Annotated in this window: 24 protein-coding genes; 15 read left to right on the top strand and 9 right to left on the bottom strand. The window is 61.8% G+C overall.

Going from position 1 to position 25,748, the window contains the following annotated elements; translation table 11 throughout:
* The first annotated feature begins 6 nt into the window (after positions 1-6).
* Positions 7-729 carry a flagellar brake protein gene (locus JAB8_RS18610; RefSeq protein WP_070290910.1) on the top strand — a complete coding sequence of 241 codons (723 nt, stop codon included), beginning with the start codon at positions 7-9 and terminating at the stop codon, positions 727-729.
* Positions 730-750: 21 nt separating this feature from the next.
* Here the strand turns inward: JAB8_RS18610 and JAB8_RS18605 are convergent, their stop codons facing one another.
* The 7 genes from JAB8_RS18605 to recA form a co-directional block, all read right to left on the bottom strand.
* The gene (locus JAB8_RS18605; protein ID WP_070220381.1) at positions 751-1,215 is read right to left on the bottom strand and encodes a prepilin-type N-terminal cleavage/methylation domain-containing protein; all 465 of its coding nucleotides are present in this window, start codon (positions 1,213-1,215) and stop codon (positions 751-753) included.
* Between the two features lie 215 nt (positions 1,216-1,430).
* The gene (sucD, locus tag JAB8_RS18600) at positions 1,431-2,312 is read right to left on the bottom strand and encodes a succinate--CoA ligase subunit alpha (RefSeq protein WP_034746085.1); all 882 of its coding nucleotides are present in this window, start codon (positions 2,310-2,312) and stop codon (positions 1,431-1,433) included.
* A gap of 13 nt (positions 2,313-2,325) precedes the next feature.
* A complete protein-coding gene (gene sucC, locus JAB8_RS18595; protein WP_070220383.1) occupies positions 2,326-3,495 on the bottom strand; it encodes an ADP-forming succinate--CoA ligase subunit beta in 1,170 nt (389 codons plus the stop codon).
* A 75-nt stretch (positions 3,496-3,570) separates the two neighbouring features.
* Entirely contained in the window at positions 3,571-4,131 is a 561-nt protein-coding gene (locus JAB8_RS18590; protein WP_070290909.1) for a DUF2889 domain-containing protein, read from the bottom strand.
* A gap of 278 nt (positions 4,132-4,409) precedes the next feature.
* Positions 4,410-5,948 (bottom strand): class I SAM-dependent methyltransferase, encoded by a 1,539-nt coding sequence (locus tag JAB8_RS18585; protein ID WP_070290908.1) that lies wholly within the window; start codon positions 5,946-5,948, stop codon positions 4,410-4,412.
* 155 nt (positions 5,949-6,103) lie between these two features.
* The gene (gene recX / locus JAB8_RS18580) at positions 6,104-6,559 is read right to left on the bottom strand and encodes a recombination regulator RecX (RefSeq protein ID WP_034788658.1); all 456 of its coding nucleotides are present in this window, start codon (positions 6,557-6,559) and stop codon (positions 6,104-6,106) included.
* 227 nt (positions 6,560-6,786) lie between these two features.
* Positions 6,787-7,890, bottom strand: coding sequence for a recombinase RecA (gene recA / locus JAB8_RS18575; protein ID WP_070220389.1), 1,104 nt, complete (start codon positions 7,888-7,890; stop codon positions 6,787-6,789).
* Positions 7,891-8,144: 254 nt separating this feature from the next.
* Here recA and JAB8_RS18570 point away from each other — a divergent pair, with 254 nt between their 5' ends.
* The 5 genes from JAB8_RS18570 (at position 8,145) to JAB8_RS18550 (ending at position 14,102) form a co-directional block, all read left to right on the top strand.
* On the top strand, positions 8,145-8,879 hold the full coding sequence (locus tag JAB8_RS18570) for a response regulator transcription factor (RefSeq protein ID WP_070290907.1): 735 nt from the start codon (positions 8,145-8,147) through the stop codon (positions 8,877-8,879).
* On the top strand, positions 8,876-10,414 hold the full coding sequence (locus JAB8_RS18565; RefSeq protein WP_070290906.1) for a sensor histidine kinase: 1,539 nt from the start codon (positions 8,876-8,878) through the stop codon (positions 10,412-10,414). Before JAB8_RS18570 ends, JAB8_RS18565 begins: the two co-directional genes overlap by 4 nt.
* On the top strand, positions 10,407-10,721 hold the full coding sequence (locus tag JAB8_RS18560; RefSeq protein ID WP_083287803.1) for a DUF4212 domain-containing protein: 315 nt from the start codon (positions 10,407-10,409) through the stop codon (positions 10,719-10,721). The genes JAB8_RS18565 and JAB8_RS18560 overlap by 8 nt, the downstream gene beginning before the upstream one ends.
* A complete protein-coding gene (locus JAB8_RS18555) occupies positions 10,718-12,766 on the top strand; it encodes a sodium:solute symporter family protein (protein ID WP_070290905.1) in 2,049 nt (682 codons plus the stop codon). Before JAB8_RS18560 ends, JAB8_RS18555 begins: the two co-directional genes overlap by 4 nt.
* A gap of 109 nt (positions 12,767-12,875) precedes the next feature.
* Positions 12,876-14,102 carry a 6-phosphofructokinase gene (locus JAB8_RS18550; RefSeq protein ID WP_070290904.1) on the top strand — a complete coding sequence of 409 codons (1,227 nt, stop codon included), beginning with the start codon at positions 12,876-12,878 and terminating at the stop codon, positions 14,100-14,102.
* Here the strand turns inward: JAB8_RS18550 and JAB8_RS18545 are convergent.
* Complete coding sequence (locus JAB8_RS18545) at positions 14,099-14,947, bottom strand: IclR family transcriptional regulator (protein ID WP_083287802.1); 849 nt, start codon at positions 14,945-14,947, stop codon at positions 14,099-14,101. The two genes, JAB8_RS18550 and JAB8_RS18545, sit on opposite strands and share 4 nt — an antisense overlap.
* Before the next feature lie 163 nt (positions 14,948-15,110).
* Here JAB8_RS18545 and JAB8_RS18540 point away from each other — a divergent pair, with 163 nt between their 5' ends.
* From JAB8_RS18540 to JAB8_RS18525, 4 genes are all read left to right on the top strand, one after another.
* The gene (locus tag JAB8_RS18540; RefSeq protein WP_070290903.1) at positions 15,111-16,727 is read left to right on the top strand and encodes a choline dehydrogenase; all 1,617 of its coding nucleotides are present in this window, start codon (positions 15,111-15,113) and stop codon (positions 16,725-16,727) included.
* A gap of 118 nt (positions 16,728-16,845) precedes the next feature.
* Positions 16,846-18,177, top strand: a complete 1,332-nt coding sequence (locus tag JAB8_RS18535; RefSeq protein ID WP_070290902.1) for an MFS transporter — start codon at positions 16,846-16,848, stop codon at positions 18,175-18,177.
* Positions 18,178-18,513: 336 nt separating this feature from the next.
* Positions 18,514-19,332 carry a peptidoglycan-binding protein gene (locus tag JAB8_RS18530; protein WP_070290901.1) on the top strand — a complete coding sequence of 273 codons (819 nt, stop codon included), beginning with the start codon at positions 18,514-18,516 and terminating at the stop codon, positions 19,330-19,332.
* Between the two features lie 41 nt (positions 19,333-19,373).
* Positions 19,374-19,895, top strand: coding sequence for a CHAP domain-containing protein (locus JAB8_RS18525; RefSeq protein ID WP_139143080.1), 522 nt, complete (start codon positions 19,374-19,376; stop codon positions 19,893-19,895).
* A gap of 114 nt (positions 19,896-20,009) precedes the next feature.
* Here the strand turns inward: JAB8_RS18525 and purM are convergent, their stop codons facing one another.
* Complete coding sequence (gene purM / locus JAB8_RS18520) at positions 20,010-21,053, bottom strand: phosphoribosylformylglycinamidine cyclo-ligase (protein ID WP_070290899.1); 1,044 nt, start codon at positions 21,051-21,053, stop codon at positions 20,010-20,012.
* Between the two features lie 188 nt (positions 21,054-21,241).
* On the opposite strand from purM, the gene JAB8_RS18515 reads away from it, so the two are divergent.
* From JAB8_RS18515 to folK, 5 genes are all read left to right on the top strand, one after another.
* Positions 21,242-22,324 (top strand): AI-2E family transporter, encoded by a 1,083-nt coding sequence (locus JAB8_RS18515; RefSeq protein ID WP_070220405.1) that lies wholly within the window; start codon positions 21,242-21,244, stop codon positions 22,322-22,324.
* Between the two features lie 199 nt (positions 22,325-22,523).
* Positions 22,524-23,192, top strand: a complete 669-nt coding sequence (hda, locus tag JAB8_RS18510) for a DnaA regulatory inactivator Hda (protein WP_058048421.1) — start codon at positions 22,524-22,526, stop codon at positions 23,190-23,192.
* Entirely contained in the window at positions 23,192-23,863 is a 672-nt protein-coding gene (locus tag JAB8_RS18505; protein ID WP_070291061.1) for an HAD family hydrolase, read from the top strand. The genes hda and JAB8_RS18505 overlap by 1 nt, the downstream gene beginning before the upstream one ends.
* Positions 23,856-25,229, top strand: a complete 1,374-nt coding sequence (gene pcnB, locus JAB8_RS18500; protein ID WP_070290898.1) for a polynucleotide adenylyltransferase PcnB — start codon at positions 23,856-23,858, stop codon at positions 25,227-25,229. The genes JAB8_RS18505 and pcnB overlap by 8 nt, the downstream gene beginning before the upstream one ends.
* Complete coding sequence (gene folK / locus JAB8_RS18495) at positions 25,229-25,705, top strand: 2-amino-4-hydroxy-6-hydroxymethyldihydropteridine diphosphokinase (protein WP_070290897.1); 477 nt, start codon at positions 25,229-25,231, stop codon at positions 25,703-25,705. Before pcnB ends, folK begins: the two co-directional genes overlap by 1 nt.
* Positions 25,706-25,748 lie beyond the last annotated feature (43 nt).

Raw genomic sequence — 25,748 nt, 5'->3', positions numbered from 1 at the left:
CATCGCATGACAAGCAACACGCCCGCCGCGGAAAGCAAGCTCCAGGACTTCGAATTCGAGGCCATGAATCTGCAGGTGGGGGGACGCATCCAGTTCATCACGCACCGCACCATCAAACCGATCCAGCATTTCTCGACCGTGATCGGCTATGTGAAAGACGAATACCTGATCGTCAAGATTCCCATGGAAAACGGCGCCTCCATCGTGCTCAACGAAGGCGACAAGCTGACCATCCGCGTGTTTTCCGGCGTCACCGTCTGTTCGTTTGCGTGCAGCGTGCTGCGCCTCTTCGGCCGTCCGCTCAACTATGTGCACCTGAGCTTTCCCGACGCCATCCAGGGCACCAGCCTGCGCACGGCCATGCGCGTCAAGGTGGAGATTCCCGCGCAGCTGAGCTACCGCGACGTGGCGGCCGTGCCCGTGTTCATCGTCAACCTCAGCGTCTCGGGCGCGCTGATCGAGGCACCCAGCATGCTCACGCCCGATGAAGAAGGCGTGGCACTGAGCTTTACCCTGCTGGTGCAGCCGAACAAGCATCAGATGCGCGTCAACACGCGCGCCCGCATCCAGAACGTCAGCGTGGGCAAGCCGTCCAATGGCCACGCCGCCGGAGTGGCCGAAATCTATACGTATGGCGTGCAATTCATCGACCTGGAACCGACCCACTACACGCTGCTGCAAAACCTCACCTATGAAGCGCTGATCGCGGACCGGCAAAAAATCGTCTGACACGGGCGCGGCAGGTGTCGCTTACTGCGTCGCCACCACCTTGGGAATATTCGTGCGGGTAATCGCTTCCTTGGCTGCCGCATTCGTCACGGTGGTGCTGTTAAACCAGCTCAGGCTGCTGGTGCCGAGCTGCAACTCCATGTTCACCTTCTGACCGCCCAAGCCGCTGCCCAGGTCGCCCGCCAGGGTCAGCTCGATATTGCCCTTGTCGACCTTGGCGCCGGCCACTTCGCGCGTCGGGCTGAACACGGGGATGGCGCTGGGCACGGCTTCGGTGGGGGTGCTGCAGGCGGCCGCCTCGCCGCCATTTTCCTGCACGCACAGGGCCACGGCCGTCTTCAGGGGCGCGGCAGCGGCCAGCACGTTGCTGACCTTGGCCCGCATCGTATAGTCGCCGTACTGGGGAATGGCCACGGCCGCCAGGATGCTGGCGATGGCCACCACGATCATCAGTTCTATCAGGGTAAATCCGCTTTGCGCGCGCATCGCATCCTCCCGGAGTGCAGTTGGTCACGCCGTGCATGGTGCAAGCGCCGTGCCAGCGGCGCCCCGGGGCGGCGTTGGCAGGCATGGAAAGAAAAGCGACGCATTGGGGCGGATTCGGACCAGCGCCGTCGCCCCAGGGCGGGAATCGGCCTGTCTTGCGGACAAAAAAAAGGAGCCGAAGCTCCTTTTTTTATACTGCATGAATCAGGCTGAAATTACAGCATGGCTTTCAGCAGACGCGCCATTTCCGACGGGTTTTTGGTCACGGTGATGCCGCAAGCTTCCATGATTTCCAGCTTGGCTTGCGCCGTATCGGCACCGCCCGAGATCAGCGCGCCGGCGTGGCCCATGCGCTTGCCTGGAGGAGCCGTTACGCCAGCGATGAAGCCGACGACCGGTTTTTTCATGTTGTCTTTGATCCAATAAGCCGCGTTGGCTTCGTCCGGACCGCCGATTTCGCCGATCATGATGACCGCGTCGGTATCTGGATCATCATTGAACATCTTCATGATGTCGATGTGCTTCAGACCGTTGATCGGGTCGCCGCCGATGCCGACTGCCGACGATTGGCCCAGGCCCAGTGCGGTCAGCTGACCCACTGCTTCATAGGTCAGGGTGCCCGAACGGGAAACCACGCCGATACGGCCCTTCTTGTGGATGTGACCTGGCATGATGCCGATCTTGATTTCGTCTGGCGTGATCAGGCCTGGGCAGTTAGGGCCCAGCAGCAAGGTTTTGCTGTTGGCTTTAGCCATGCGGTCTTTCAGGGCCATCATGTCGCGGACAGGAATGCCTTCGGTGATGCAAATGGCCAGATCCATTTCAGCTTCGACAGCTTCCCAGATCGCCGCTGCCGCGCCTGCTGGCGGCACGTAGATCACGGAAACGTTGGCGCCGGTTTCTTTTTTCGCTTCGGTAACGTTAGCGAAAATAGGAATGCCTTCGAAATCTTCGCCGGCTTTCTTCGGGTTCACGCCTGCCACGAAGGCAGCTTTGCCGTTCGCGTAGTCGCGGCAACCGCGGGTATGGAACTGGCCGGTCTTGCCGGTGATCCCTTGGGTAACGACTTTGGTATCTTTATTGATCAGAATGGACATGTTGATTCCTTAATTAAGCTTGACCGGCAGCAGCGGCAACGACGCTCTTGGCTGCATCTTCCATGGTGTCGGCTGCGATGATAGGCAGACCGGAATCGGCCAGCATCTTTTTGCCCAGGTCTTCGTTGGTGCCCTTCATGCGCACGACCAGCGGTACGTTCAGCGAAACGGCTTTCACTGCGGCGATGACGCCTTCAGCGATCACGTCGCAACGCATGATGCCGCCGAAAATGTTCACCAGGATGGCTTTCAGGCCTGGGTTTTTCAGCATGATCTTGAACGCTTCGGTCACTTTTTCTGCCGTGGCGCCGCCGCCGACGTCCAGGAAGTTGGCTGGCTCGCCGCCGAACAGTTTAATCGTGTCCATGGTGGCCATGGCCAGGCCGGCGCCGTTCACCAGGCAACCGATGTTGCCGTCGAGCGAAATGTAGGCCAGGTCGAATTTCGACGCTTCGATTTCCGCTGGATCTTCTTCGTCCAGGTCGCGCAGGGCGACGATTTCCGGATGACGGAACAGGGCGTTCGGGTCAAAGTTGAACTTGGCGTCCAGGGCGATGACCTTGCCGCTGCCGGTGACGATCAGCGGGTTGATTTCGGCCAGCGAGCAGTCGGTTTCCCAGTAGGCTTTGTACAGGCCTTGCAGGTTGGCGCGCGCGTCGGCGATGGAACCGGCAGGCACGCCGATTTTGGCGGCGATGTCGTCTGCCTGGGCATCGGTCAGGCCAACGCCCGGATCGATGGTGACGTGGTGGATCTTCTCAGGGTGGCTCTCGGCCACTTCTTCGATGTCCATGCCGCCTTCGGACGACGCCATCAGGACGATTTTCTGGGTAACGCGGTCGGTGACCAGCGAAACGTACAGTTCCTGCTTGATGTCGGCGCCTTCTTCCACCAGCAGGCGGTTGACTTTCTGGCCTTCGGCGCTGGTCTGGTGCGTGATCAGCTGCATGCCCATGATCTGGTCAGCGTATTCCTTGACCTGTTCCATCGATTTTGCCACTTTCACGCCGCCGCCCTTGCCGCGGCCACCTGCGTGGATCTGCGCCTTGACAACCCATACCGGGCCGCCCAGGGTTTCCGCAGCCTTGACGGCTTCTTCGACGGACATGCACGGAATACCGCGTGGTACCGTCACTCCGTGCTGCCGGAGGATTTCTTTGGCTTGATACTCATGGATTTTCATGCTGGCTTCCCTTCTGATACTGATGTGTAAAAATACGGTTAGTGGTGCAAAAAAACAGGAAATACAGCGCCGGGGTCACGCTTTGGCTACCCAGCGCGGGTAATACTGTGCAACCGCCCCGCCATCGGTGCGCAGGGCGTGGCATTTGTCGAGTTGAAACGGCTTTTCATGCGATAAGTCAGCATTCGCACCGTCACGGGTCGACCAGACATCGCCGGCAAATGCCTGAACCGTCGCAGTCGGCAAGACTTGCGCCAGTTCGGTCAAATGGGTACAGCCGGCGATTCCCGCCAGGCGCTGTTTCAAGTCGCGGCGGAAATTCTTCAATAAATTCAATCCGATCAGCGCCTTGTAAGCGGGGCCGATGGTATCGCAAAAACCGGGATAGGGCACGGCATCGGAGGCAGCTTCGGCCTCGACAATGGTCAGTGCGCGATCGACGGTAATGCGTAAATGGAGGTCATGCAGAGGGGCGCCGGCGGGACGGGGGCCGGAGGCCAGGGTCGCGTCATAGCTTTTGATATCGGTGATATGGGCGTCAATATCCCACAGGCCGTCGTCGCGCATATACGCTTGGACGTCGATAACGCGGGAGTGCCGTAGGGCGCGCCGGGATACGGGAGTTGACAGGGGCATAAGACCGATGCCGCTTGCGCGGCCATAATTAGTAAGCAGCCATGTGCCTAAAGCACTCTGTTCGCAGCTTCTACGAACAGCAACCGCACCTGCGGCGCCGCAAAAACCCTAAAAGTGTAGCACACAGGGCGCTAGTTGCGCCGCAACATAATTTTTTATTGCTTGTGCCGCCCGCCGCAAATCATTAACGAAAATCGCAAAATCAATGACGATCATTCGCAATTCAAATAACTTGGCAGCAGGCTTGCCGGCACCGGCAGGCTGGCCGGCACCGTACCTCAGTCAGTCACACCCAGTGCGCGTAAAACAGGCAAGATGCGCGCGGAAAAATACTGTGCCTGCGCCAACAATTCGGCCAGGTTTTCCTCTTCCGTCAACAAGGGCTGCCCATCCTTCGTCATCAGCTGCTTCAGGCGCAGCAGCACGGGCCACGTCGTGCGCACCCAGTCTTGCGGCGTTGGACAACCTTGCAGTTTCGCCCACAGGAAGAGCTGTTGTAAATGCGATACAACCACGCCGCCGCCCGTCAGGGGGCTGGCGAGGATGTGCAAATCGGTTCTTGCCAGCGCCTGCTCCAGCAAGTGTGCATTCAGGCGTGCCGTCTGCGGCCGCGCAGCGGCGATGCCGGCCTCGTCCTGGACGGCAGACACGCTGCCCTTGCTGGCCAGTACCAGCATGATCTGCAGCAAGGCCGCCAGACTGGCTTCGCTGCCAGCCAGTTGCTGCTCCAGTTCGCCTATCGTGTACACGCGATGGTCAGCCATGGCGTCCAGCACGGGCGCATAGACGCGCTCGTCCATATCGGCGTCGCCCAGCACGCCATGCACGCTCAACACCACTTCGTCGCGGGGCACGGCCAGCATCACGCGCACGGCCCGCAAGGCACTGGCCTGGGCGAACGGCGTCAGCCTGCGTGCGCCCTTGACCCAGTAATCCCTGCGGAATTGCTCGTTGACGAGGAAGGAGCGCGTCGTCTCGCGAAAAATAGGATCGGGTATCTCGGCCAGGAACTGCTGGTGCTCAGCCGTCAGGTTCAGCATGTCGACCAGAGCGGTATAGTTGGCGGACGCGGCGAACTCGAGCTTGGCCTCGCCCAGCATGGCCGCGACGCTGGAAAAGGCCATAGGCTGCCAATCGGCATTGAAATACTCATGGGCAAGATAATGTCCATCCATCGCCTTGAGTTTTTCGAAGCGGTCCGCCAGTTGCGGGTTGGCGTCCAGGTAGCGCGGTTGCGTGGCGATCATCCTGTCGACGAAATCGATGGCGCCAGCGACTCTGGCCAGCACGCCCTGGCCCGGGGCGCTCATGACGCGGCTATGTTCGGCCAGCAAGTCGCGCATCGGCATCATTGCGGCCCAGCCTGGCTGCGTGTTGTAGCTGATGAAGACGACACCGCCCACCTTCAGCTTGCGCCGCAGGAAGTCGACGATGAGCGCGCGATTTTCCGCCGAAACCCAGCTCCAGATCCCGTGCAGGCAGATAAAGTCGAAATCGGGCAAGTCGTCGCGGCAACAAAACTGCGCGAACGATTCATCCGTGAACTGCGCGCCAGCGTCGGCCGCGTTGGCCAGCTCCTGCGCAAAGGCGGCCTGGGACGGATTGAAATCATTGCCGTGCCAGCGCGTGGCGGACGCCGCCGCATGGATATTGGCGCTGACGCCCTGGCCAAAGCCCAGCTCGCAAGCCGTGCCGCTGGCAGGCAAGGCCAGGCCGGCGGCCAGCAAGGGCAGGCGCAGGCGCAGAGGGTTCAATTCTTCGTAATAGCCATAGGTATAGGCGATTTCGGCCACATAGCCGGCATTCCAGTTGCTCATCTTGCATCCTGTCACGATCAGTGGTGCTGCGCGTATCGCACAGCGTTCGAGCGCCAGCATACCCGATCACGCGGCGTCACCATACTGGAATCAGACGACGTTTGAAAGCGCAGTTCTTGGCGGCACGGCGTGGCGGCCGGGCAGCCCTGGATGAGCTATTCCTCGTCGGGATCCAGCCCCTTCAAGGCCACCTGCACGGCGCGCTGCGAAAAACCGCGCTGCATCAAAAAACGCATCTGCTTGTTGCGCTGCTCGGCATCCTGCGCCACCTGGCCAAACTTGCGGCGCCACACCTCGCAGGCGCGCGCCACTTCCCCTTCGGCCAGGCCCGCCTTGAGTTCCTGCAACGCTTCGCCGCCTATGCCATGGCTTTGCAGCTCCGCCATGATGCGGCTGTTGCCGAAGCGGGCCGAGCGGCGGTGGATCAAGGACTCGGAAAAGCGCTCCTGCGACAGCCAGTTGGCTTGCTCCAGGCTGTCGAGCAAGGCTTCCACGTCGTCGCCTTCCTGCGCATGGCGCTGCAGCTTGCGCCGCAATTCCATGCGGCTGTGTTCACGCATCGACAGAAAGCGTAGCGCCCTGCCCTTCAGGCTTAGTTGTACTGCGGCCATACACCCACCTTGTCTTTCATTCCACAATCACATCACCCAAACACAATCGCCGCCCGGCGCAACAGCGCGGGACGGCGATCATGGTCACACCTTGCAACAAGCCATGCGTAGGTCGGATTAGGCCCCTTGGGCCGTAATCCGACAACATTGTTGACGTCTGATCCGACAACATTGTTGACGTCTGTGGTGCTGTCGGATTACGCGCGGCTTTGCCGCGCTAATCCGACCTACTCTGCCTTGGTTTCCGCAGCCTTGGCAGCCTTGTCGGCGGCCTTATCCGCTTTTTCCGGCTTTTCAGCGGCCAGCGGCGGCAGTTCGCGCACGCCCAGCGAAGCGCGGACCTTGTTTTCGATTTCGCGGGCCAGCGCCGGACGCTCTTGCAGGAAGGCACGGGCGTTGTCCTTGCCCTGGCCGATGCGTTCGCCGTTGTAGCTGTACCACGAACCGGATTTTTCCACGATCTTGGCATCCGAACCCAGGTCCAGGATTTCGCCTTCGCGCGAGGTGCCGGCGCCGTACAGAATGTCGAAGTGCGCTTCCTTGAACGGCGGCGCGATCTTGTTCTTGACGACCTTGACCTTGGTTTCGTTGCCGATCACTTCATCGCCGGACTTGATCGAGCCGGTGCGGCGGATGTCCAGGCGCACGGAAGCGTAGAATTTCAGCGCATTGCCGCCCGTGGTCGTTTCCGGGCTGCCGAACATCACGCCGATCTTCATGCGGATCTGGTTGATGAAGATGACCAGGGTATTCGTGCGGTTGATGGAGCCGGTCAGCTTGCGCAGCGCTTGCGACATCAGGCGCGCCTGCAAACCTGGCAGGGAATCGCCCATGTCGCCTTCGATCTCGGCGCGTGGCGTCAGTGCGGCCACGGAGTCGATGACGACGAGGTCGACGCTGCCCGAACGCACGAGGGCGTCGCAGATTTCCAGTGCCTGCTCGCCCGTGTCAGGTTGCGAGATCAGCAATTCATGCAGGTTCACGCCCAGCTTTTGCGCGTAACCGACGTCGAGCGCGTGCTCGGCATCGATAAAGGCGCAAGTGCCGCCCAGTTTTTGCATTTCGGCGATGGTTTGCAGGGTCAGCGTGGTTTTACCCGACGATTCCGGACCGTAGATTTCCACCACGCGGCCGCGCGGCAAGCCGCCCACGCCCAGCGCGATATCGAGGCCGAGCGAACCGGTCGACACGACTTGCACTTCTTCGATCGGTGCGCTGGCATCCATGCGCATGACCGAACCTTTGCCAAACTGCTTCTCGATCTGCGCCAGTGCGGCGGCGAGCGCCTTGGCTTTTTCCGATGCGGGTACTACAGCTTTTTTATCGTCCATATGTTCTTTCAGCCGTTCTACAGTTGCGGATTCACGTGACGCATCTACGTGAACCGTGCAGCCTGCGATAGCGCCAGTGGGTTAAATTCTTTACACAGACAGTACTGTATAAAAAAACAGTGATCAATGCAAGCGGAACGTGGATTTGTTTTGAAACAGATCAATACAAGCCTGGTTTTTCACAAAAACTCGCCACCTTGCGGGAAATGAAACACAATACAAGCTTCTATGCCGCAAGCCGAGGAAGTCTCACCATGCGTATTTTACTTGCCGAAGATGACAGCGTACTGGCCGATGGCCTGACCCGTTCGCTGCGCCAGTCGGGCTATGCCATCGACTGCGTCAAAAATGGGCAGGAAGCCGATACGGCCCTGTCCACCCAGGAATTCGACTTGCTGATCCTCGACCTGGGCCTGCCGAAGATGTCCGGCCTGGAAGTGCTGCGCCGCCTGCGCGCGCGCGCCTCGCTGCTGCCCGTGCTGATCCTGACGGCCGCCGATTCCATCGAACAACGCGTGAATGGCCTCGACCTCGGTGCCGATGATTATATGGCCAAGCCGTTCGCCCTGTCGGAACTGGAGGCAAGAGTGCGCGCCCTGACGCGCCGCGGCGCCGGCGGCGGCGCCACCATCATCAAGCATGGTCCCCTCAGCTACGACCAGGTGGGGCGCAGCGCCTACATCAACGACCAGATGCTCGACCTGTCGGCGCGCGAACTGGGCTTGCTGGAAATACTGCTGGGCCGCACCGGCCGCCTCGTCTCGAAAGAGCAGCTGGTCGACCACCTGTGCGAATGGGGCGAGGAAGTGTCGAACAACGCCATCGAAGTGTATGTGCACCGCCTGCGCAAGAAGATCGAGGTGGGCGGCGTGCGCATCGCCACCGTGCGCGGCCTCGGCTATTGCCTGGAAAAATTCTCGGAAGCGGCGCGCCTGAACGCCGAAGCGGGCGAGTCGGCAGCCCCGGCCAGCGGGTCCGCCAGCAAGTGAAGGCGCGCGAGGCGCCAGCGGACGAGCCGGGCGACGACGACTGGTTCGAGCCGCCCACGACGGAGCAGGACGACACCATCGAGCATTCGTTGTTCGGCGAAATCCTCGACTGGATGCTGGCGCCCTTGCTGCTGCTGTGGCCGATGAGCATCGCCATCACCTATCTGGTGGCCAAGGGCATCGCCAATCAGCCGTTCGACCATGCGCTGGAAGACAGCGTCACCGTGCTGACGCAACAGGTCAAGCAGGCCGACGGCGCGCTGCTGCGCCGCGTGCCGGACAAGAACAGCAATAACAAGGGCCGCGACTTCCTGCGCGGCGACGACGTCGACACCCTGTATTACCTGGTGGTGGGTCCGCGCGGCGAATACCTCGACGGCGACCGCGACTTGCCGCCGCCGCAGGACCCCGACAAATACCGCAGCGGCATGGTGCTGTTTCGCAACGACACCATCCACGGCACGCCCGTGCGCGTGGCGTTCAGCTATCTCGATATTCCCGCCGGCAACGACGATGAACCGCACCGCGCGCTGGTGCAAGTGGCCGAGACGCTGGAAAAGCGCGCCCAGCTGGCCAATGAAATCATCAAGGGCGTGATTTTGCCGCAGTTCATCATCCTGCCCGTCATCCTGGCCCTGGTCTGGTTCGCCCTGGCGCGCGGGCTGTCGCCGCTGGCGCAATTGCAGGAACGCATACGCGCCCGGCCGCCCGACGATTTATCTCCCATCGAATCGGGCCAGGTGCCCGAGGAAATCACGCCGCTGGTCGGTTCGCTCAACGAGATGCTGGCGCGCCTGTCGCTGTCGATCGACATGCAGAAACGCTTCATCGCCGATGCGGCGCACCAGATGAAGACGCCGCTGGCCGGCATGCGCATGCAATCGGAGCTGGCCCTGCGCCAGACAGACCACGACGAGATTCACCGCTCGCTGCTGCAGCTGGCGAAAAGCTCGGAAGCGGCCACGCGCCTGGTCAACCAGCTGCTGGCCCTGGCGCGCGCGGAAAACCAGCCGCAGGCGGGCACGGCGTTCGAGCCGATCGAGCTGAGCGAGCTGGCGCGCGGCGTGGTGCAGGACTGGGTGCAAGCCTCGTTTGCCCAGCATATCGACCTGGGCTTCGAACAGCCCGCCTATTCGATCATGATTTCCGGCAATGCCATGATGCTGCGCGAGCTGCTGAGCAATCTGATCGACAATGCCCTGCGCTACACGCCAGCTGGCGGCAGCGTCACGGTGCGCGTGCGCAGCACCCTGGAACTGGCCATCCTGGAAGTGGAAGATACGGGGCCCGGCATTGCGCCGGCAGAGCGGGCTCACGTGTTCGAGCGCTTTTACCGCATTCTTGGCAGCAATGTCGACGGCAGCGGCCTGGGGCTGGCCATCGTGCGCGAGATTGCGCAGCAGCATGGTGCCGAAGTCGATATTTTTAACAATCCGCGCGCCACTTCGCCGAAGTTGCCAGGCACCCTGCTGCGCCTGAGCATCGCCCTGCTGTTGCCGGAAGCGCCAAAAGAGGACGACATCACGTATGGATAAGCCCAGCCTTCCCGCGGCGCCGCTGCAGCCCGCGCGCGCGCCCGGCCCCGAACTGCAGGCGCGCCGCAATGTGCACTGGCGCAAGACGCGGCGCCTGACGGCCATCCTTCTGCTGATCTGGCTGCTGACGGGCTTTCTGACCGTGTTCTATGCGCGCGAGCTCTTGCACCTGAACCTGTTCGGCTGGCCCTTGCCCTTCTATATGGCGGCCCAGGGCGCCTCTCTCGTCTACCTGGCCATCATCGCCTTGTATGCCTGGCGCATGCGGCGCCTGGACCGGGCTTTCCATGCCGAGGAGCAAGCATGAGCGGCCAGCGCAGCTTCTTTGCGCGCCTGTGCCGTTACTACCTGCTGTTTACCGCCGGTTTCGCCGCTTTCCTGCTGGCCCTGTCGGTGCTGGAACAGGAAGGCATGCCGCGCGCGTGGATCGGCTACCTGTTCATGCTCGTCACCATCACCCTGTACGCCACCATCGGCGTCATCAGCCGCACCTCGAACGTCACCGAATACTATGTGGCGGGGCGCCGGGTGCCGGCCATGTTCAACGGCATGGCCACGGCCGCCGACTGGATTTCGGCGGCCAGTTTCATCAGCCTGGCGGGCGGCCTGTACCTGAACGGCTTCGACGGCCTGGCCTTCATCATGGGCTGGACGGGCGGCTATTGCCTGGTGGCGCTATTGATCGCGCCCTACCTGCGCAAGTTCAGCCAGTACACGATTCCCGACTTCCTCGCCGCGCGCTACGGCAGCGGCACCGACAAACGGGGCGCCAGCGTGCGCGTGGTGGCCGTGGCCGCCACCATCATCGTGTCGTTCACGTATGTCGTGGCGCAGATCTACGCCGTCGGCCTGATCGCCTCGCGCTTCACGGGTGTGGATTTTTCCGTCGGCATCTTCCTGGGCCTGGCCAGCATCCTCGTCTGCTCCTTTCTGGGCGGCATGCGCGCCATCACCTGGACGCAGGTGGCGCAGTACATCATCATCCTCGTTGCCTTTCTGATTCCCGCCATGTGGCTGTCGGTCAAGCATGCGGACAATCCCGTGCCGCAGATCGCCTACGGCAAGGTGCTGCCGCAACTAAGCGCGCGCGAACACGTGCTGGAAACGGACCCGAAAGAAAACGAAGTGCGGGCCATCTTCCGCCAGCGCGCGCAAAGCTACCAGGCGCGCATCGACGGCTTGCCCGGCTCCTGGGAGCAAGGCCGCCTGGCGGCCCAGCGCCAGCTCGACAGTTTGCGCCAGCGCAATACCTCGCTGTTTGACATCCGCAACGCGGAGCGCTACCTGATCGCCTATCCCAAAAGCCCCGACGAGGCACGCGTGCTGTGGCAGGCCATGCAGGCGCAAAACCAGAAACGCGCCGAGCCGATCATTCCGCACGCGCAACCGTTTCCCGCCGCCGACCGCGAGCAATCCGATATCAAGCGCAACAATTTCCTGGCCCTCGTGTTTTGCATGATGCTGGGCACGGCCGCCCTGCCCCACATCCTCATGCGATCGTACACCACGCCGTCCGTGCACGAAACGCGCGTGTCCGTGTTCTGGACCCTGTTCTTCATCCTGTTGATCTATCTCACGATTCCCGCGCTGGCCGTGCTGGTCAAGTACGACATTTACTCGGCCCTGGTCGGCACGCAATACGCGAACCTGCCCACCTGGGTATCGTACTGGGCCAACGTGGACAAGCTCAGTCCCCTGATCAGCATCGTCGACGTCAACCGCGACGGCATCGTGCAACTGGCGGAAATTTCCATCGACGCCGACGTGCTGGTGCTGGCCACGCCCGAGATCGCCGGCCTGCCCTACGTGATTTCCGGCCTGGTGGCGGCCGGCGGCCTGGCCGCCGCCCTGTCGACGGCCGACGGTTTGCTGCTGGCCATCTCCAACGCCCTGTCGCACGACGTCTATTACAAGGTGGTCGATCCCAGCGCCTCGACGCAAAAGCGCGTGACGATTTCCAAACTGCTGCTGCTGGCCGTGGCCTTCATCGCCGCCTATGCGGCCTCGCAAAAGCCGGCCGACATTTTGTCGCTGGTGGGCGTGGCCTTCTCCCTGGCCGCCTCGACCCTGTTCCCGCCGCTGGTGCTCGGTGTCTTCTGGCAACGCGCCAATTACCAGGGCGCGCTGGCCGGCATGCTGACGGGTTTTGGCATCTGCCTGTACTACATGCTGCATACGAGCACCATGCTGGGAGGCAATGCCAGCGGACAATGGTTCCATATCGCACCGATTTCCGCCGGCATCTTCGGCGTGCCGGCCGGCCTGGCCGCCGCCATCCTCGTCAGCTGGCTGACGCCGGCGCCGGGACGGCGCAGCAGGGGACTGGTCGAGCATATCCGGGCACCGGAATGAATAGGCAGGCAGGCCCGCCAGATCAATTCCCCTTGCGGCTTAGGGAAAAGACAGCGTCCCGCTAAAAAAGGAGTAGGCTGGAGGGCCGCTTTACTTACGAGGAGATCCCATGCCGTCTGGAAAAATTCTTGTTGCCCAGGGAGGCGGCCCCACCGCCGTCATCAACCAGTCGCTGGTGGGCGTGGTGCTTGAATCGCGGCGTTTCCAGCACGTCACGCGCGTGTACGGCGCCCTGCATGGCGTGCGCGGCATCATCAATGAAGAGTTCGTCGATCTGACGCAGGAAACCAGCCACAACCTGGAACTGGTGGCGGCCACGCCGTCCTCGGCGCTCGGTTCCACGCGCGACAAGCCCGATATTGCCTACTGCCAGCAAATCTTCGAAGTGCTGCGCGCGCACGAAATCGAGCACTTCTTTTACATCGGCGGCAACGACTCGTCCGACACGGTGCGCATCGTCAGCGAGGAAGCGCACAAGGCAGGCTATCCGCTGCGCTGCATCCACATCCCGAAAACCATCGACAACGACCTGGTGGGCAGCGACCACACGCCCGGCTTTCCCTCGGCCGCGCGCTTCGTCGCGCAAGCGTTCGCCGGTGCCAACCTCGACAACGCGGCCTTGCCCGGCGTGTACGTGGGCGTGGTGATGGGCCGCCATGCGGGCTTTCTGACGGCCGCCTCGGCGCTGGGCAAGAAGTTCCCCGACGATGGCCCGCACCTGATCTACCTGCCCGAGCGCGTCTTCGTGCTGGAGCAATTCCTTGCCGACGTGAAGGCCACCTATGAAAAGTATGGCCGTTGCGTGATCGCCGTGTCGGAAGGCATCCACGACGCCTCGGGCGAGCCGATCGCCAGCCTGCTGGCCAGGCAGGTGGGCAATGAAGTAGAGCGCGATGCGCACGGCAATGTGCAATTGTCAGGCACGGGCGCGCTGGCCGACCTGCTGTGCGACGAAATCAAGGCCAAGCTCGGCATCAAGCGCGTGCGCGGCGATACCTTCGGCTATCTGCAGCGTTCGTTCATCGGCTGCGTTTCCGACGTCGACCAGCGCGAAGCCCGCGAAGTGGGCGAGAAGGCCGTGCAGTTCGCCATGTGGGGCGACCGCGACGGCTCCGTCGCCATCAAGCGCACGGGCTTTTATTCCGTCGACTACGAACTGCTGCCGCTGACCGAGGTGGCGGGCAAGACGCGCACCATGGAAGACGAGTTCATCAGCGCCAGCGGCACGGACGTGACGGACGCCTTCCGCCTGTATCTGCGCCCGCTGCTGGGCTCGGGCATGCCCGATGCGTTCCGCCTCAGGGCGGCCAAGGTGGCGAAGGTCTTGAAACCTTAGCTGGACTCCGCCAGCAATAGCGGCCGCAGCTTGACGGCCGCCTCTTTGAGCTGCGGCACGTGCTGCATCAGCTGCTCCACGGACTTTCTCGCCACGGGCGCGTGGCAGGCGACGGCCGCCACGATGCGCCCGTCCGCGGCGCAGATGGGCACGGCCACGGCCACCATGCCGTGCACGAATTCCTCGTCGTCGATGCCGATGCCCAGCCGGGCGATGCGCACGATCTCGCGTTCCAGCAATGCTGGGTCGGTGATGCTCTTCGGCGTGCGCGCCTGCAGGTTTAGCATGGCCAGCAAGGCGCGCCGCTCCAGCAAACTCATGTGCGCCAAGAACAGCTTGCCGCTGGCCGTGCAATGCATGGGCGCGCGCGTGCCCAGCACCAGGTGCAGGCGCAGCGGTTCCTGCGTTTCCACGCGGTCCACGTAGACGATCGCATTGCTCTCGGGAATGGCCAGATTGCACGTCTCGCCCGTGGCCGCCACCAGGCTGCCCAGGATGCTGCGGCTCACGCGGATCAGGGCATTGTTGCGCAAGGTCGCCAGCGCCAGGTTGGTCGAAGCGGCACCCGGTACATAGCCACGCCCCACGGGCGTGCGCAGCACATAGCCATGTTGCTCCAGGGTATCGAGCAGGCGCATCATGCTGGCCTTGGGCACCTGCATGCGCGCCGCCAGCTGCGACAGGGTCAGGGGCTGGCTGGCGCTGGCCAGGTGCTCGATCAGGCGCAGCACGCGCAAGCCGCGCGCCTCGTCGCCATGGCTGGCCGCCGCGCCGGCCCCAACCGCTCCACCCGCCGGGCTATCTTCTTCGGCCTCGGCCTGCCGTTTTTGAAACGCATCATGCATGTTCTGTTTCACCTCTCGCGTATGCGGCGGTTTCCGCTTGTCCCGGTGCTGCACGTCTTTTATAAATGGAACCAGACGTTCCAAAAATAATCAATAAAGACCAGTGTATCGCAAAAAACGCCCGCCGAGGCAAGCTGATACCGCAACGCAGGAGACAAGCACCATGTTGCAAACACACTACGATTACATCGTCGTCGGCGCCGGTTCCGCCGGCTGCGTGCTGGCCAACCGCCTGTCGCACGACAGCAACCACCGGGTATTGCTGCTGGAAGCGGGCGGCAAGGACAACAATCCCTGGATACACGTGCCGGTCGGCTATTTCAAGACCATGCACGACCCGAAGCTGGACTGGTGCTACCGCACGGAAGCGGACGCCGGCATCGCCGGGCGCCAGTTGCAATGGCCACGCGGCAAGGTCCTGGGCGGCTCCAGCTCGCTCAACGGCTTGCTGTATGTGCGCGGACAGAAAGAGGACTACGACCGCTGGGCCGAACTGGGCAACGCAGGCTGGAGCTATGCCGAGGTGCTGCCCTATTTTAAAAAATCGGAAGACCAGGAACGCGGCGCCAGCGATTACCACGGCGTGGGCGGCCCGTTAAAGGTGTCGGACCTGCGGCTGCGCCGCCCCATCGCCGAACACTTCATCGCCGGCGCCACGGAAAGCGGTATCCCCTTCAACGCCGACTACAACGGCGCCACGCAGGAGGGCGTCGGCTACTTCCAGCAGACGGCCAGCAAGGGCTTGCGCTGGAGCACGGCCAAAGCCTTTTTGCGGCCCGCCCGCAAGCGCGCCAATCTGCGCGTGGAAGTGCGCGCGCAAATCACGCGCGTGCTGTTCGAGGGCAAGCGCGCCGTCGGCATCGAGTTCCGGCAGGATGGCCAGCTGCGCCAGGCGCGCGCCAGCGGCGAAGTGATTTTATGCGCGGGCGCCATCGGCTCGCCGCAAATCCTGCAATGCTCGGGCGTCGGGCCACGCACGCTGCTCGAGCAAGTGGGCGTGCCGCTCGTGCACGACTTGCCCGGCGTGGGACAGAACCTGCAAGACCATCTGCAAATCCGCCTCGTCTTCAAGACGCGCCTGAAAACCCTGAACGATGAAGTCAACAGCCTGTGGGGCAAGCTGTGGGTGGGCATGCAATATGTGTTTTCCCGCTCCGGCCCCCTCACTCTGGCAGCCAGCCAGGTGACGGTGTTTACCCGGTCCTCGCCCGAGGTGGCGCGGCCCGACATCCAGTTCCACATGCAGCCGCTAAGCGCCGACAAGCCGGGCGAAGGCGCCCATCCGTTTTCCGCGTTTACGTCGTCCGTGTGCCAGCTGCGCCCGCACAGCCGCGGCCACGTGTCGATCAAGTCCGCCGATCCCCTCGCCTACCCTGGCATTTATCCCAATTACCTGTCCGACCCGCGCGACCAGCAGACGGCGATTGCCGCCCTGCGCGTGGCACGCAGGATCGCCGCCGCGCCGTCGCTGGCGCCGCACATCATTTCAGAGTTCGTGCCCGGCCCGCAGTTCGAGACGGATGCGCAGCTGCTGGATGCGGCGCGCCGCTTCAGCCAGTCGATCTACCACCCGAGCGGCACCTGCAAGATGGGGCATGACGCCATGGCCGTCGTCGACGACCGCCTGCGCGTGCACGGCATGCAGAATTTGCGCGTGGTCGATGCGTCGATCATGCCGGAAATCGTCTCGGGCAATACGAACGCGCCCACCATCATGATCGCCGAAAAAGCGGCCGACATGATCCTGGCGGACGCGGTGCGGCTGCCGCAAGCGGCCTGACCCACCCATTCCATTTCCGGCAAGGAGGATGTCAGCGGCGGGCAGGCGGCCCCGCCTCCAATGACCCGGCGCCAAGCCAGGCATCAAACACATAATCGATATCGATTGGAGACTAGATATGGACAACAATCCCAGCAATCCGAAAAAAGCCCAAGAGCTGCGGAAAGTCGTGATGGCCAGCGTGATCGGCGCCACCATCGAGTGGTACGACTTCTTTTTATACGGCGTCGTCGCCGGCATCGTGTTCAGCAAGCTGTATTTCCCGGGCGGCGATCCGCTCGTCTCGACCATGCTGGCCTACGGCACCTTCGCCGTGGGCTTTCTGTCGCGCCCCATCGGCGGCGTGATCTTCGGCCACTTCGGCGACAAGATCGGCCGCAAGAGCATGCTGGTAATGACCCTGATGATCATGGGCATCTCCACTTTCCTGATCGGCGTGCTGCCCACCTATGACCACATCGGCTACTGGGCGCCGGGCCTGCTGCTGTTCCTGCGCGTGCTGCAAGGCATCGGCCTCGGTGGCGAGTGGGGCGGCGCCGTGCTGATGGCGTACGAATATGCGCCACCAAAAGAGCGCGGCTTCTATGCCAGCCTGCCGCAGATCGGCCTGGCCATCGGCCTGTGCCTCGCGTCCGGCGTGGTGGCGATCCTGTCGTACAGCCTGACGGATGCGCAATTCCTGTCCTGGGGCTGGCGCGTGGCCTTCATCCTGTCGGCCGCCCTCGTCTTCATCGGCATGTGGATACGTCTGAACGTGATGGAAACGCCCGAGTTCCAGGCCGTCAAGGAAAAGAACGCGGAGACGCAGATTCCGTTTTTCGACCTGCTGAAGCGCTATTCGGGCAATGTATTAAAAGGCATGGGCGCGCGCTATATCGACGGCGTGTTCTTCAATATCTTCGGCGTGTTTTCCATCACCTATCTGACCAACACCATCAAGATAGACCGCACGGAAGCGCTGATGGGCGTGATGGCGTCGGCCGTCGTGATGTGCTTTTGCATCCCCTTCTTCGGCCGGCTGTCGGACCGCATCGGCCGCAGCAAGGTGTTCTTCTGGGGCTCCTTGATCACGGGCATATCGTCGATTCCCGCCTTCTGGATCATGCTGCACCACGCCGACAATCCGCTGCTACTGTGGTGTTCCGTGATCATCCCGCTGGGCGTGCTGTATTCGGCCGTGTACGGCCCGGAAGCGGCCCTGTTCTGCGACCTGTTCGACGCCAAGGTGCGTTACACGGGCATCTCCTTCGTGTACCAGTTCTCGGGCATTTTCGCCAGCGGCCTGACGCCCATCATCGCCACCTACCTGCTCAAGACGGGCAAGGGCGAGCCGTGGCACATCGTCGGCTACATCCTGTTCGCCTCCCTCGTCTCGGCCGTCAGCGTGGCCATGATCGGCAGGGGCGGCTCGCAGCCGGATGGCCGCATGAAGCCGGCGCACGCAAGGTAAGCTGGCAACAGGCGTAAAAAAGCAGGCTCTCGAAGAGGCCTGCTTTTCTGCATTGCCGTCTCAAAATAATCATGCACGCCACCACATTTACTGCAAGTCAATTCCCCATAACATATATTCACTCAAAAAACTTTCTTATTTTCACAGAAAGGATTTTTTATAAAAATAAGTCCATTTGACATTCATCAAACCACCAGCACCAGCAGGACCTACCATAACCTTCCGAATTTAATAACACATGCCCCGGCAAAAAAATAGACATTTCAGGCTCCCTGCCAATTAAAAATAATCATACGTAATTTTCTGGCGCAGAAAATAATTTAATAAGGAGAGATAATGAAAAAATGTCTATTGAAAATCAATAGCAGTGGCAGCGATGTTGTGGCCCTGCAATTGGCTCTGGCAGAACGGGGGTTCAATCCCGGTGCGCAAGATGGCATGTTCGGGCAAGCAACGGCCGCCGCCGTGGTCGCCTTCCAGGAAAGCGAAGGCTTGCTCATTGATGGCGAAGCTGGCCCCCGTACCTTGTCATTGCTTGACCTGTGCGACAACGATGACTTGCCTGACGTCAGGACACAAGTTTCGGTGCAAGTGGTGAGCCAGATGTTTCCCGATACGCGCATCGATAACATCAAGCGCTATCTGCCGCCTGTACTCGATGCATTGGGCAATCATGGCCTGGGAGACAAAATCATGGTATTGGCCGCGTTAGCCACAATCCGGGCAGAAACAGAGGCATTCCTGCCTGTCGATGAAGGCATTTCCAGATACAACACCTCTCCCTCTTCCAGACGGCCCTACGATTTGTATGACTATAAAAAGAGTCTGGGTAATCAGGGGCCTCCCGACGGGGACCGCTTTCATGGCCGTGGCTTCATCCAACTAACAGGTCGCGACAATTATGCGCGCTATGGAACGCGTTTGACACCATCACAAGATTTATTGAATGCCCCCGAGCGTGCGAATATGCCTGAATGTGCGGCCAATATTCTGGCGCTTTTTCTCTCGGATAAAAAAATAGAAATAAAACAAGCATTATTGCAACACAATTTTATTTTAGCCAGAAAGCAGGTTAATAACGGCAGCAATGGCCTGGAACGCTTTACGTCCGCATATTTAGTCGGAGAAAAACTTATCAATAACGGATTCCAATAACGAACAAGCGCTGGTATGCAATTTCACGAAAGGACGGGATCATGAACACAAGCATAGAAAAACTCATTTTTCTTGCGCGTAAAGAAAAAGGAGTGCGCGAAGGCCCCATCAATAACACCGGACAGCGGATCGAAGAGTTTCAGTCAGCGACTTGGATGATGCCGGGTGCCTGGCCTTGGTGTGCAGCCTTTACAGCCTGGCTCATGCGCGAATGGCTGCACGAAGAAAGCGTGCGTGACGCGTTGGGCATCGATTCCGTCAACGCTGCCGAAAAGTGGCGCTGCCGCGACGCCAGTGCATTTGGCTGGGAAAAGTGGGCGGCACAGAAAAACATCGAGCTATTACCAGAAACAGAAGCCGCCAGGGCCGGCGACTTCGTTGTCTACGACTTTTCGCATATTGGCTTGGTCATCAAGGATCAACCTTCTCAAGCTGGTGCGATCATGACAATTGAAGGCAATACCAACGGCAAAGGTGAGCGCGACAGCAATAGCGGGGATGGCGTATGGGAAAAAACACGCGCGCGGTCGCTGACAAAATCGTACATCCGCCTGTTTGCGTAACGCGAGCAGCTGCATAAAAAAAAGCAGGCACACTGTCGAGTGCCTGCTTTTTTTCTGCCAGTGTGAGGCAAGGCATGAATGCCTTGCCTCATATGCCCTCAGCGCCAGTAACGCTCAGATCACGATGGTCTGATGCTCGTCGCCTACGCGGGCGCGGATGGTGCCGATGCGCGAGACGGTTTCGCCGGCCGCTTGCAATTGCGCAATGGCGGCGTCGGCGTTTTCCTGCGCGACGATGACGGTCATGCCGATGCCGCAGTTGAAGACGCGGTGCATCTCGGCGTCAGCCACGCCGCCGTGCTGTTGCAGCCACGTGAACAGCGGCGGCATGGTCCATGCCTTCGAGTCCAGTTCGGCCACCAGGCCGGGCTGCAGCACGCGCGGGATATTTTCCACCAGGCCGCCGCCGGTGATGTGCACCATGCCCTTGACTTCCATGGCATCCATCAGCGCCAGCAGCGGCTTGACGTAGATGCGCGTCGGCTGCATCAGCACGTCGGCCAGCTTACGGCCATGGAAGTCGCCTTCCAGGTCCGGCTTCGCCACTTCGATGATCTTGCGCACCAGCGAGTAACCGTTCGAGTGCACGCCCGACGAGTCCAGGCCCAGCACCACATCGCCCGGAGCGATCTTGGTGCCGTCGATGATTTTCGATTTTTCCACGGCGCCGACGGCAAAGCCTGCCAGGTCGTATTCACCGGCCGGGTACATGCTCGGCATTTCCGCCGTTTCGCCGCCGATCAGCGCGCAACCCGCTTGTTCACAACCCTGGGCGATGCCCTTGATGACGTCGGTGGCGATGGCCACGTCCAGCTTGCCGCAGGCAAAATAATCGAGGAAGAACAGCGGTTCGGCGCCTTGCACGAGGATGTCGTTGACACTCATGGCGACGAGGTCGATGCCGACCGTGTCGTGGCGGTTCAGTTCGAACGCCAGGCGCAATTTCGTGCCCACGCCGTCGGTGCCCGAGACGAGCACCGGTTCCTTGTACTTCTTGCTGATTTCAAACATGGCGCCAAAACCGCCCAGGCCGCCCATCACGCCTTCGCGCAGGGTGCGCTTGGCAAACGGCTTGATTGCTTCGACTAAAGCGTCGCCTGCGTCGATATCGACGCCAGCGTCACGGTAGGAAAGGGAAACATTAGAAGTCTGGTTCATGGTGTGGTGGCAGCGGAGGCGGTAAAATAGAAGGCGGATACCCGCCGGCACGCGCGCGCAAGCATGTTCTTCAACATCGTGCGGCAGGGCGCCAGCGGGTGAATTCGGTCGATCAAGACGCTATTTTATCAAACTGCCCCGCCATTTCGTAATTAACTGCCTTTTTTTAACGCAACAGCACAAACTACATGCCATTCGCCATCACCGCCGAACAGAAGCAAACAGCATTTTGGATCGCGGTCTGGCTGGCATTCTTGCTGCTGCTCGTCAGCCTGGGCCCCATCCTGACGCCCTTCCTGGCCGCCGCCATCCTCGCCTACGTGCTCAATCCCGGCGTGGACCGCCTGCAGCGCCTGCATTACCGGCGCTTTTACGTGCCCCGTCCGCTGGCCGTGCTGGTCGTCGTAGTGTTGTTTTTCCTCGCCATCACGGCGCTCGTACTGATCGTCGTGCCCGTATTGCAAAAGGAAATCCCCTTGCTGCAGGCGCAGATTCCGCAATTCCTCAGCAAGGCGAACGAGTTCCTGGCGCCGAAACTGCGCGACCTGGGCATCCGCGTGCGCCTGGACGGCACGGGCATCAAGCGCATGCTGAGCCAGCAGATGGCCACCAGCGGCGATGAAATCTGGAGCACCGTGCTGGCCTCGGCCCGCATCGGCGGCACGGCCGTGCTGGGCTGGCTGGCCACCGTCGTGCTCATTCCCGTGGTGCTGTTCTATCTGTTGCTGGACTGGCATCCGATGCTGGCGCGCATCGCCGGCGCCGTGCCGCGCCGCTGGGTCGGCCGCACGGTGGGCATGGCGCAGGAAGTCGACACCCTGCTGGCGCAATACCTGCGCGGCCAGTTGCTCGTCATGCTGGTGCTGGCCACGTATTACTCGGTGGCGCTGGCCATCGCCGGTTTTGAAGTCGCATTGCCTGTGGGCATCATCACGGGCTTGCTGGTGTTCATCCCCTACCTGGGCTTCGGCCTGGGCCTGATGCTGGCGCTGATCGCCGCCCTGCTGCAGTTTGCCGACTGGAGCGGCGTCATCGCCGTGGCCGTCATCTATGGCTGCGGCCAGGTCATCGAAGGCTTTTTCCTCACGCCGCGTCTGGTCGGCGAGCGCATCGGCCTGAACCCGCTGGCCGTGATCTTCGCCTTATTGGCTTTCGGACAATTGTTCGGTTTCGTCGGTGTTTTGCTTGCTTTACCCGCTTCTGCCGTCCTGATGGTCGCTTTTAAGCATCTAAGACGCCACTACCTGTCCAGCACCTTCTATAATGCGTGACAAGGTGACTGACATAAGCGACTGCGCGTCGCACTTTGCGGCCGGCGATGCTCACCGTACTCAAGTACGGTTGTGCTTCTCGGCCACAAATCGCTGCCGTTCGCTACGCCTCTGTCAGGCACCAGACACAAAAATGTTAAACTAACAACAGCGACGACGACGCACAAGCAGTAATGAAAAACAGGACAAGGCGTACGCCATGAAACAACTGGTGCTCGATTTAGGCACAGACCAGGCGCACAGCCTCGATACCTTCGAGGTGGGACAGAATGCCGAAGTGGCGCAGCTGATGCGCCAGTTCGCCGCGCGCACGTCGCGCGAACATTTTGCCTACCTGTGGGGCGAACTGGCCGCCGGCAAGAGCCACCTGCTCAAGGCACTGGCCAGCACCGAGCGCGCGCGCTACATTTCGCCATTCTCGATCGAGTCCGAATTCGTGTATTCGCCCGACGTGGATTTGTACCTGCTCGACGACTGCGAAAAGCTGTCGCCGCTGGCGCAGATCGACGCCTTTGCCCTGTTCAATGAAATCCGCGCCAACAAGGCGTTCATGGTGTGCAGCGGCGCCGTGCCGCCGGCCGTGCTGCCCGTGCGCGAAGACTTGCGCACGCGCATGGGCTGGGGCCTGATCTACCAGATCCACGGCTTGACGGACGATGAAAAAATCGCCGCCCTGACCCAGGCGGCCACCACCCGCGGCTTGACCTTGTCGCCCGGCGTGTTACCCTATCTGCTGTCCCATTTCCGGCGCGACATGCGTTCGCTGTCGACGATGCTGGACTCTCTCGACCTCTACTCCCTGGAAACCCAACGCCCGATCACCTTGCCATTGTTGCGCGAGTTGCTGCAGGCGGAAGCGAAAGAATGATGAATCTGGCCCTGTTTGACCTCGACCACACCCTGCTGCCCATCGACTCGGATCACGAGTGGGGCGAATTCCTGGTACGCATCGGTGCCGTGGACGCCGCCGAATTCACCCGCCGCAACGACGAATTTTTCGCGCAATACCAGGCCGGCACGCTCGATCCGGTGGAGTACCTGGAATTCTCGCTCGGCACCCTGGCGCAATTCCCGCGCGAACGCCTCGAAGCGCTGCACCGCCAATTCATGGCCGAAGTGGTCTTGCCGGCCATCCGCCCGGAAGTCGTGGCGCTGATCAAGCAACACCAGGACGCGGGCGACCTGCTGGCCATCGTCACGGCCACCAACCATTTCATCACCAAACCCATCGCCGATGCGCTCGGCGTCGAGCACCTGCTGGCCGCCATGCCCGAATATGACGACGCAGGCAATGTCACGGGCAAGCTGCTGGGCACGCCGACCCTGGGCGCGGGCAAGCTGACCCACACCCATGCCTGGCTGGAAAAGATGGGCAAGGAACTGGGGCAGTTCGAGCGCAGCTATTTTTACAGCGATTCGCACAACGATATTCCCTTGCTGTCGGTCGTGACCCACCCGGTCGCGACCAATCCCAACACCGCTTTGAGCGCACACGCATCCCTCCACGGCTGGCCATCACTCCACTTATTCAATGATTAAAAAATTCATCCGCAAGATCCTCGGCGTTAAAAAAGAGGCAGCGCGCGACACCACGGCACCCATCGTGCTCGGTCCTGCGCAACACGGAATCGACCCGAAACTGGTATCGTCGAATGCCATCCGCGTCACCAGCAGCCTGCAGGAAGCAGGCTTCGAGGCCTTTGTCGTCGGCGGCGCCGTGCGCGACCTGCTGCTGGGCGTCAAACCCAAAGACTTCGACATCGCCACCAACGCCACGCCGGAACAGGTCAAGCGCTTGTTCCGCCGCGCCTTCATCATCGGCAAGCGCTTCCAGATCGTGCACGTGATGTTCGGCCAGGATTTGCTGGAAGTGACGACCTTCCGCGGCGCCGGCGCCGATTCGGCGCCCAAGGATGAACATGGCCGCGTCCTGCGCGACAACACCTTCGGTTTGCAGCACGAAGATGCACTGCGCCGCGACTTCACCATCAACGCCATGTACTACAACCCGGCCACGCAGGAAGTGCTCGATTACCACGGCGGCGTGGAAGACATCCGCGCCAAGACTTTGCGCATGATCGGCAAGCCGGAAGAGCGCTATCGCGAAGACCCCGTGCGCATGCTGCGCGTGGTGCGCTTCGCCGCCAAGCTGAAATTCACCATCGAGCCGCACACGGCCGCGCCGATTCCCGTCATGGCGCCGCTGATCAACAACGTGCCGGCGCCGCGCGTGTTCGACGAAATGCTGAAACTGCTGATGAGCGGCCACGCGCTGGCCTGCCTGCAGCAGCTGCGCAAGGAAGGCTTGCATCACGGCCTGCTGCCGCTGCTCGACGTGGTGCTGGAACAGCCGCTGGGCGCGAAATTCGTCACCCTGGCGCTGGACGCCACGGACCAGCGCATCGCCGCCGGCAAGACCGTCTCGCCGGGCTTTTTGTTTGCCTCGCTGCTGTGGCACCAGGTGCTGGAAAAATGGACGGCCTACCGCGCCGCCGGCGAGTCGACCATCCCCGCGCTGCACCTGGCGGCCGACGACGTGCTCGATTCGCAGACGGAAAAACTGGCCTTGCAGCGCAAGATCGGTTCCGACATGCGCGACATCTGGTCGATGCAGCCCCGCTTCGAGCGCCGGGTCGGCAAGGCGCCGTACAAACTGCTCGAGCACCTGCGCTTCCGCGCCGGCTACGACTTCCTGCTGCTGCGCTGCGCCTCGGGCGAGATCGACGCGGACATCGGCGAATGGTGGACGGCCTTTTATGAAGGCGACGAGGAAACGCGCGAAGCGCTGCTCGTCAGCGCCAATGCCGCGCCGGGCGCCGTCAAGAAGAAGCGCCCGCCGCGCCGCAGCACGCGCAGCAAAACGGGCGGCGGCACCACCACCGGCAGCAGCAGCAGCGGCGAATAATGTCAGTGATCGCTTACATCGGCATCGGGGCCAACCTGGGCGACGCGCGCGCGAATGTGCAGGAGGCGATCGCGCGCCTGGCGCGCCTGCCCGGCGCCAGCTTGCTGGACGCCTCGGCCAGCTACCGCACGGCACCCATCGATTCCAGCGGCGACGACTACATCAACGCCGTGGCGCGCATCGCGACCACCCTGCCGGCGGAGGAACTGCTGCTGGCCCTGCACGCCATCGAGGCGGCGCACGGGCGCGAACGGCCCTACCGCAACGCCCCGCGCACCCTGGACCTGGACTTGCTGCTGTACGGCGATGCACAGATCGCCAGCGCCACCCTGACGGTACCGCATCCGCGCCTCACCGAGCGCGCCTTCGTGCTGGTGCCGCTGCTGGCCCTGGCGCCGGCCATCGCCGTGCCCGGCCTCGGCCCGGCGCAAGGCTACCTGGCGGGCGTGGCGGACCAGGCCATCAGCCAGCTCTGAGCGCCACGCGGCATTGCTCTACAATGCCGCCCCTGCACGCCGC

This window comes from Janthinobacterium sp. HH106 (genome assembly GCF_001758725.1).
GTDB lineage: Bacteria > Pseudomonadota > Gammaproteobacteria > Burkholderiales > Burkholderiaceae_D > Janthinobacterium.
Note: the sequence above shows the minus strand (reverse complement) of the source record. Positions and strands in the feature narration are given on the sequence as shown.

Coding starts and splice junctions, on each gene's coding strand:
- JAB8_RS18605 (WP_070220381.1), bottom strand. CDS start 1,215: ATGCGCGCGCAAAGCGGATTTACCCTGATAGAACTGATGATCGTGGTG.
- JAB8_RS18610 (WP_070290910.1), top strand. CDS start 7: ATGACAAGCAACACGCCCGCCGCGGAAAGCAAGCTCCAGGACTTCGAA.
- folK (WP_070290897.1), top strand. CDS start 25,229: ATGTCAGTGATCGCTTACATCGGCATCGGGGCCAACCTGGGCGACGCG.
- JAB8_RS18590 (WP_070290909.1), bottom strand. CDS start 4,131: ATGCCCCTGTCAACTCCCGTATCCCGGCGCGCCCTACGGCACTCCCGC.
- JAB8_RS18525 (WP_139143080.1), top strand. CDS start 19,374: ATGAACACAAGCATAGAAAAACTCATTTTTCTTGCGCGTAAAGAAAAA.
- pcnB (WP_070290898.1), top strand. CDS start 23,856: ATGATTAAAAAATTCATCCGCAAGATCCTCGGCGTTAAAAAAGAGGCA.
- JAB8_RS18555 (WP_070290905.1), top strand. CDS start 10,718: ATGAGCGGCCAGCGCAGCTTCTTTGCGCGCCTGTGCCGTTACTACCTG.
- JAB8_RS18540 (WP_070290903.1), top strand. CDS start 15,111: ATGTTGCAAACACACTACGATTACATCGTCGTCGGCGCCGGTTCCGCC.
- purM (WP_070290899.1), bottom strand. CDS start 21,053: ATGAACCAGACTTCTAATGTTTCCCTTTCCTACCGTGACGCTGGCGTC.
- JAB8_RS18535 (WP_070290902.1), top strand. CDS start 16,846: ATGGACAACAATCCCAGCAATCCGAAAAAAGCCCAAGAGCTGCGGAAA.
- JAB8_RS18515 (WP_070220405.1), top strand. CDS start 21,242: ATGCCATTCGCCATCACCGCCGAACAGAAGCAAACAGCATTTTGGATC.
- sucD (WP_034746085.1), bottom strand. CDS start 2,312: ATGTCCATTCTGATCAATAAAGATACCAAAGTCGTTACCCAAGGGATC.
- JAB8_RS18530 (WP_070290901.1), top strand. CDS start 18,514: ATGAAAAAATGTCTATTGAAAATCAATAGCAGTGGCAGCGATGTTGTG.
- recA (WP_070220389.1), bottom strand. CDS start 7,890: ATGGACGATAAAAAAGCTGTAGTACCCGCATCGGAAAAAGCCAAGGCG.
- hda (WP_058048421.1), top strand. CDS start 22,524: ATGAAACAACTGGTGCTCGATTTAGGCACAGACCAGGCGCACAGCCTC.
- JAB8_RS18505 (WP_070291061.1), top strand. CDS start 23,192: ATGAATCTGGCCCTGTTTGACCTCGACCACACCCTGCTGCCCATCGAC.
- JAB8_RS18550 (WP_070290904.1), top strand. CDS start 12,876: ATGCCGTCTGGAAAAATTCTTGTTGCCCAGGGAGGCGGCCCCACCGCC.
- JAB8_RS18585 (WP_070290908.1), bottom strand. CDS start 5,948: ATGAGCAACTGGAATGCCGGCTATGTGGCCGAAATCGCCTATACCTAT.
- JAB8_RS18545 (WP_083287802.1), bottom strand. CDS start 14,947: ATGCATGATGCGTTTCAAAAACGGCAGGCCGAGGCCGAAGAAGATAGC.
- sucC (WP_070220383.1), bottom strand. CDS start 3,495: ATGAAAATCCATGAGTATCAAGCCAAAGAAATCCTCCGGCAGCACGGA.
- JAB8_RS18570 (WP_070290907.1), top strand. CDS start 8,145: ATGCGTATTTTACTTGCCGAAGATGACAGCGTACTGGCCGATGGCCTG.
- recX (WP_034788658.1), bottom strand. CDS start 6,559: ATGGCCGCAGTACAACTAAGCCTGAAGGGCAGGGCGCTACGCTTTCTG.
- JAB8_RS18560 (WP_083287803.1), top strand. CDS start 10,407: ATGGATAAGCCCAGCCTTCCCGCGGCGCCGCTGCAGCCCGCGCGCGCG.